This window comes from Pseudomonas persica (assembly GCF_900291015.1).
GTDB lineage: Bacteria > Pseudomonadota > Gammaproteobacteria > Pseudomonadales > Pseudomonadaceae > Aquipseudomonas.
The window spans coordinates 1-265 of the sequence record NZ_OLKL01000184.1; the positions used below are offsets into that span (position 1 = coordinate 1).

The 265-nt window shown below is 64.9% G+C and carries 1 pseudogene; it reads right to left on the bottom strand.

Features of this window, described 5'->3' with window-relative positions:
* Positions 1-265, bottom strand: a pseudogene (locus FQ664_RS27575) (type 2 isopentenyl-diphosphate Delta-isomerase); the annotation flags it as partial.

The window sequence follows — 265 nt, forward strand, 5'->3', positions numbered from 1 at the left end:
CTTCGAGCAGACTCACAGCGGTGGGCAGTCCCCAGGAGAGAAGTTCGGGCGAGAGGCGCCGCCGGGAGCGGCGGCTCTCTATGGCCAGAAAGTTGGTGCCGCCTCTTCCCCCCACATCAATGGCGGCGACACCGGCTCCGACGAGGGCGCGGGCCTGCTCCCCGGCAATGCCGAAACCCACCTCTTTTACAATCACAGGCTCATCGAGCTCTGCCGTGATCTTTTCGATCCGCTGCAGTGCGCCGCGAAAAGAGCGATCCCCCTC